This window comes from Pseudomonas sp. HY2-MNA-CIBAN-0224 (genome assembly GCF_040310285.1).
Taxonomy (GTDB): Bacteria; Pseudomonadota; Gammaproteobacteria; order Pseudomonadales; family Pseudomonadaceae; genus Aquipseudomonas; species Aquipseudomonas helleri.
This window is the reverse complement of the sequence record NZ_JBEOPQ010000885.1, coordinates 1-238: the sequence shown is the minus strand read 5'-3', so window position 1 is coordinate 238 and position 238 is coordinate 1. Positions and strand designations below refer to the sequence as shown.

The window sequence follows — 238 nt, the reverse complement described above, 5'->3', positions numbered from 1 at the left end:
CATTACGACCACGCAACATGGCTAGGGCGCGATGCGATGGGATTTTACTCATCACTTCATTGTGTTCAAAATAATCGCGGAATTTAATGCCTTCTTTTTCTTTACCTTTGACCATGCGGCTTTCAAGCACGGCTTGCGGTACTAAATGCTGACGAACTTTACGCAGTAATTCTGCATCTTCGGCAAAGCGCTCCATTAAAATATAACGCGCACCATCAAGTACCGCTTTGGTGTCGGC

General features: G+C 45.8%; 1 pseudogene. It reads right to left on the bottom strand.

Annotated elements, in window-relative coordinates:
• Positions 1-238, bottom strand: a pseudogene (locus AAEZ03_RS28805) (RNA-binding transcriptional accessory protein); the annotation flags it as partial.